The sequence below is a fragment of the Azospirillum sp. TSO35-2 genome (assembly GCF_003116095.1).
GTDB lineage: Bacteria > Pseudomonadota > Alphaproteobacteria > Azospirillales > Azospirillaceae > Azospirillum.
In genome coordinates, this window is sequence record NZ_LGRA01000008.1 from 1131803 (window position 1) to 1137717 (window position 5915).

Here is a 5915-nt window from a genome sequence, read left to right on the forward strand (position 1 = left end):
ATCGCCGCCCTTCAGCAGATAACGCCCGGTCAGGTCGGCGGCGGTCAGGTCGTCGTGGCAGGACACGGTGTGCAGCGGCCGACCCAGCGTCGCCGCCATGTGGGCGACGAAGCGGGTCTTGCCGCAGCCGGTCGGCCCCTTCAGCAGCAGCGGCAACCGGTTGCGATGGGCATGGCCGAACAACGCGACCTCGTTCCGGGTCGGCGTGTAGAAGGGGATCCGGCCGTCGCCCGCCATCACTCGGCCGGCGCCACGGTGGGGTGGACCGGACGCCGCGCCTGGACGCGGGCCGGGCCGAACAGCCCGTAGACGAACATCAGCACCGAGAGGACGACGAAGGCGCCGGCGCCCAGCCGCATCCAGTAGAACAGGGCGAGCTGCTCCTGGACCTCCATGTAGGTGATGCCCATGACCCGCTGCAGGTGGATCTGCACGACGCCGGCGAAGGTCAGCGTGAAGGTCATGAAGGCCATCGCCGAGGTCATGATCCAGAAGCTCCACATGTTGAGCACCTGGTTGTAGGGCGCGAGGTTGCGCAGGTTGGGCATCGCGTAGGTGATCACCGCCAGGTTCAGCATCACATAGGCGCCGAAGAAGGCGAGATGCCCGTGCGCCGCGGTGACCTGGGTGCCGTGGCTGTAGTAGTTGACGAAGGACAGCGTGTGCATGAACCCCCACACGCCGGCACCGAAGAAGGCCATCACCGGCGTGCCGAGCGTCCACAGGAAGGCCGCCTTGTTCGGGTGGTCGCGCCGTCCCTTCCAGACCATGGTGAAGGAGAACAGCACCATGACGAAGAAGGGGGCGACCTCCAGCGTCGAGAACAGCGAGCCGATCCACTGCCAGTAGCTGGGCGCGCCGATCCAGTAATAATGGTGCCCGGTGCCGAGCAGCCCGGAGAACAGCGCCAGACCGACGATGGCGTACAGCCATTTCTCCACCACCTCGCGGTCGACGCCGGTCATCTTGATGACCAGGAAGGCGAGGACGGACGCCATGATCAGCTCCCACACGCCCTCGACCCACAGATGGACGACGTACCACCAGTACAGCTTGTCCACCGCGATGTTGCCGGGGTTGTAGAAGGCGAACAGGAAGAAGATGGCAAGGCCCCACAGCCCGAGCAGCAGGACGTTGGAGATCGCCGTCCGCCGCCCTTTGACCACCGTCAGGGTGACGTTGTAGAGAAAGATCAGCGCCGCGACGACGATGCCGATCTTCACCCACAACGGCTGCTCCAGGAACTCGCGGCCCTCGTGGATGCCCATCGTGTAGCCGAGGACGGCGCCCAGCGCCCCGATCATCAGGATCGCCAACTGGGCGTAGGCGAGCATCGGGCTGACGATCTCGCGCTCCGCCTCCTCCGGGATCAGGTAATAGGCGGAGCCGAAGAAGCCGAGCAGCAGCCAGACGATCAGCGCGTTGGTGTGGATCATGCGCAGGATGTTGAACGGCAGCGTCTCGGACAGGAAATTCGGCAGGACGTAGACCGTCCCGGCAAGCGTGCCGACCAGCACCTGCACGACGAACAGGACCATCGCGCAGACGAAATACCAGTAGGCGATGCGTTGTGTGGCGTACCTCATCCGTCCGCTCCCCCCATCAACCCGCGTTGTTCGGCGGCCAGCCCTGGGTCTTCACGCGGCTGGTCCATTCCAGGAAATCGACCAGATCGTTGAGATCCTGGTCGTTCAGATTGAACTGCGGCATCTGGCGGCGGCCAGCGACGCCGCTCGGCTGCGACTGCATCCAGGCCTTCAGCGCGTCGCGCGTCCCCTGCGGATCGTCGCGCCCGCCATAGCGGACCCAGACGTTCCCGAGTTCCGGCGCGAAGTAGGCGCCCTCGCCCAGCAGCGTGTGGCAGTTGATGCAGGAATTGCGCTCCCAGACATGCTTGCCACGCACCACGCTTTCAGTGAGCGTGGATTCGTCGGTGCTCGTAGTCCGCATGTAGTAGTGGGTGTGGGCCGTCAGGCCGACGAATGTCAGGAAAAAGAAAGCCGAGCCGCCGTAGAAGATGTTTCTTGCGGCCGACTTGGTGAATCGTTCAGCCATCGCCCTCCCCTTTCGGCGTGGAGTTCGTCCCGCATTGAACGCAGCCAATCGACCCTACACATCAACTCGATTGGTCGCAGGATGGGCAAAGGGCTGGAACCAAAGTGCGAATGGATAGGCTCTTTGGTACATGCGGGAGTTGCCGGTCAGCGTTCCGCCGGCCAGTGCGGCTCCAGCGGGCCGGCGTCTATGCACGCTCCGCCGCCTCCCGGCCGCGCAGGATGTCCATGAAGTGGTCCTGGATCAGGTTCGGGCAAAGCGCGGCGCGCCGGCCGACCTCCCACCGGCACGGCGGCGGCTTCCACGCGCTGTGGCGGATTCAGGCCCGCAGCCTGTCCGCCGCCGACGCCGTCTCCCCCCGCTGCCCCCCCGCCGCTGACCCCCGGGGTCCGGCGGTGGCCCTGGGGGCATGCGATGTAAGCCGGCAGACGCAACAGGACGGCACGCCGCGCGCCGCTGTTGAAGGCGACGGCTTGCCATATCGCAACCACCATCGCGGAAAGCCGGACGGGAGGCCGAATGAAAGCGTTGATTGCCGCAACCCTGTCCGCCGTGACGCTGGGCGCCGGGCTCGCCCTGCTGGCCCGGCGAGCGGAACGGCGTCCGGGCGGGCGGCCGGGCGTCACCGAGCTGGCGGCCGAAGCGGATGCCGTCGAACCGGATGCCGCCAAACTGGAAGCCGTCGATCGGGCGATGCGGGACGTCGTCGCCTACGCCGTGCTGCCGGTGGGCGCGCTCGCCGGGGTCGCCGACTGGGCCTGCCATCACGCCACCGACATCGAGCATAGGACCGGTCCGCAGGAATCCCTGTACCATCTGACCATGCTGGGCCAGGGCGCGGTTCCGGGATTGGCGCTGCTGTTCCTGGAGATCAACCCGCCGGTCCTGGCGCTGATGACGGCCGGCTTCGTGACGCATCAGGCGACGATGCTGCTGGACCTCCGCTATTCCGCGCCGCGCCGCGAGATCACGCCGGTGGAGCAGAGCATCCACACCCTGCAGACCCTGGTGCCGGGAATTCCCCTGGCCATGGCCCTGGCGCGGCATTGGGCCACGCCGGAGGACCGGCGCGAGGGCCGCGGGTTTCGCCTCCGCCGGGGCATCGCGCCCGGCCATGTCGCGATCGCCGCCGCGGCCAGCCTGCTCGACGGGCTGGTCTATTCGACCGAACTGCTGGCGGGTTTCCGGGGGGCCGCCGAGGTCCGGGACGGACGCCGGCCTTGAAACCGGTTGGGTTGCCTGGGCAGAGTGCCCGCGATGTTTCCGATCCGAAGGACAATGGCCGTGAGCACCCTGGGACGTACCGTCGCGTTGGCCCTGTCCGTCTTCATCTGGGTTTCCGGCCCATCCTGGGCAGGGGAGCGGCGGGTCGCGCTGGTGCTCGGCAACAGCGCCTATCAGCACGCGCCGCGCCTGCCGAACCCGGTCAACGACGCGAAGGCCATCGCCGATTCGCTGCGCGACGCCGGGTTCGATCTGATCGGCGGCGGCGCGCAGCTCGACCTCGACAAGGCCGGCACCGAACAGGCCATCCGCAGCTTCGGCGGCAAGCTGGCGGGGGCCGATGTCGGGCTGTTCTACTACGCCGGGCACGGCGTGCAGACCCGCGGCACCAACTATCTGCTGCCGGTGTCCGCCAACCTGACCAAGGAAGCCGACGTCCGCTACGAGCTGATCGACATCGCGATGGTTCTGGACGAGATGGCCCTGGCGGAAAGCCGCCTGAACATCGTCATCCTCGACGCCTGCCGCAACAACCCGTTCGGCGGGCGCGGCCTGCGGGCGGTGTCGCCGGGTCTGGCGCAGATGCAGGCGCCGGCCGGCACGATCATCGCCTACGCGACCCAGCCCGGCGCCGTGGCCGCCGACGGCAGCGGCGCGAACAGCCCCTACACCGAGGCGCTGTCGAAGGCCCTGCTGAAGCCCGGCGAGACGGTGTTCGATGTCTTCAACGACGTCGGCATCACCGTGAAGCGCAACACCGGCGGGGTCCAGCAGCCCTGGGTGTCCGCCTCGCCGATCGAGGGGCGCTTCTACTTCCTGGGCCCGACCACGGTGGTGACGTCAACACCGGCCGCCGCACCCGCCCCGGCCCCGGTCACGGCCGACAAGGAGGCGATGTTCTGGGACAGCATCAAGGGCAGTTCCAACCGCGGCCTGTTCGAAGCCTATCTGAAGCAGTTCCCGCAGGGCACCTTCACCCCCATCGCCGAAGCGAAGATCGCCGAACTGGGCGCGAAGGACGCGCCCGCCGCCACCGCGGCCGCCGCTCCCCTGGTCACTTCCGTGCCCGGTCCCTTGCCCACTCCGGCGGACCCGGTGCCGGCGCAGGTCGCCGCGCTGGCCGCCCCGCCGGTGCCGGCACCGCCGTCCCGGCCGGTCGATGTGAGCGCGATCCCCTATCTGAGCGCCAAGGCGCGCGATGCGCTGTCCTTCTACCCGGGCCTGCCGTCGCCCAAAGCCCTGGCGATCTCCGAAAAGGGCAACTACGCCTATTTCTCGAACAAATCCAACAGCCGCAGCGAGGACGACGTCAAGCGCAGCGCCCTGCAATACTGCCAGTTCCACGCCGAGGCACCCTGCACCCTCTACGCCGTCGACGACAGCGTCGTTCTGGATGGCGCCAAGGGCTTCGTGCCGATGCCGGTGGAGATCCTGGGCGAGGGCAAGTTCGACCCGGCGCGCGTGCCCTTCATCACCGACCGCGCGCGGCAGGTCGGCATGGTGAACTACCAGCGCAACCCCGGCCACAAGGCCGTCGCCCTGACCCTGACCGGGCGCTGGGCGACGGTGTGGGACATGGACAGCGCCGAGGAGGCCAGCGACGCCGCGGTGGAGAAGTGCGAGAAGGCGGCCGGCAAGCAGGAATGCATGATCTACGCCGTGGACGACACCATCGTCTTCGACGAGGAACGCTGACGCCGGTCGGCGTTCCCCATCGAAGACAATCCCGCCCCGGAGCGGTGTTTCCGGGCGGTCAGCCCAGAGACAGGTCGCCGGTGCCGAGCACCGTGCCGTTGTAGACGCCGAGCAGACGGACCTCGGAGGCGGCCACCTGGCCGTCGCCGTTGGTGTCGACCACCTGGTAGAGACCCGTGCTCGTGCCGTTGTTGGCCAGAACCAGGGTGCTCGCACCAGCCGACGAGTTGGTCAGCGTGCCCAGAGCCGTGCGGAAGTTGGCGAGGTTGGCATCCGTCAGGCTGCCGCTGACCGCCGAGGAGAGGCTCACCAGCTCGTTGCCGGCGATGTTCACCCCGTTGGTCGCCGCGGTCGCCGTGGTCAGAGCCGCGTCGCCGTTCTTGTCCGCCGTGGTCCGGGCCGTGCCGGTCAGCTGCACCTTGTCGGTGCCCGTCTGGAAGTTGGTCACCGAGATGAACCCGGTGTTGGCCCCCAGAGCGCTGATGTCGGTGAAGGACGAGTACACGACCGTGTCGGTCCCGCCACCCGACGCCAGGCTGAGGCTGTCGTTCGAACCGCCGAGGAAGCGGATCGACCCAGCCGTCACCGTCACCGCGTCGGTGCCGGTGCCACCGGTCACCGTCTCGACGTTGCTGACCGACATGGTCACACCGGTGTTGCCCAGGGTGATCACGTCGTTGCCGGTGCCGCCCGACAGCGTCTCGATGCCGCGCAGGAGGATCGTCGAGCCGCCGTCGCCGAGGCTGACCACATCGGTGGCCGCACCGCCGACCAGGATCTCGATCCCGCTCTCCGCCCGCATGGTCACGCCGGTGTCGCCCAGGAACACCAGGTCGCTGCCCGCACCACCGGTCATGGTGTCGATGCCGCGGGTGATGACGGTGTTGCCCGCCGCACCCAGGGTCACGACGTCCGAACCGGTGCCGCCGACCAGATACTCG

5 protein-coding genes and 1 pseudogene are annotated in these 5915 nt (G+C 68.0%); 2 read left to right on the forward strand and 4 right to left on the reverse strand.

The genetic code is table 11. The features are described 5' to 3' along the window. From TSO352_RS06635 to TSO352_RS06645, 3 genes are all read right to left on the reverse strand, one after another. A partial coding sequence (locus TSO352_RS06635; RefSeq protein ID WP_158284546.1) for a MoxR family ATPase occupies positions 1-237 on the reverse strand: 237 nt, incomplete at its 3' end. Then, on the reverse strand, positions 237-1586 hold the full coding sequence (locus tag TSO352_RS06640) for a cbb3-type cytochrome c oxidase subunit I (RefSeq protein WP_109106504.1): 1350 nt from the start codon (positions 1584-1586) through the stop codon (positions 237-239). The genes TSO352_RS06640 and TSO352_RS06635, both read right to left, overlap by 1 nt. A 16-nt stretch (positions 1587-1602) precedes the next feature. Further along, positions 1603-2055: a cytochrome c gene (locus TSO352_RS06645; protein ID WP_109106505.1), complete on the reverse strand. Its 453-nt coding sequence runs from the start codon at positions 2053-2055 to the stop codon at positions 1603-1605. A gap of 519 nt (positions 2056-2574) precedes the next feature. Between TSO352_RS06645 and TSO352_RS06650 the strand changes: the two genes are divergently transcribed. Together TSO352_RS06650 and TSO352_RS06655 are read left to right on the forward strand one after the other, a co-directional pair. Beyond that, positions 2575-3279 (forward strand): hypothetical protein, encoded by a 705-nt coding sequence (locus tag TSO352_RS06650; protein WP_109106506.1) that lies wholly within the window; start codon positions 2575-2577, stop codon positions 3277-3279. Positions 3280-3333: 54 nt separating this feature from the next. Then, positions 3334-4974, forward strand: coding sequence for a caspase family protein (locus TSO352_RS06655; RefSeq protein ID WP_247871930.1), 1641 nt, complete (start codon positions 3334-3336; stop codon positions 4972-4974). A gap of 58 nt (positions 4975-5032) precedes the next feature. On the opposite strand, the pseudogene TSO352_RS06660 reads toward TSO352_RS06655, so the two are convergent. Then, a pseudogene (locus tag TSO352_RS06660) lies at positions 5033-5915 on the reverse strand (calcium-binding protein); the annotation flags it as partial.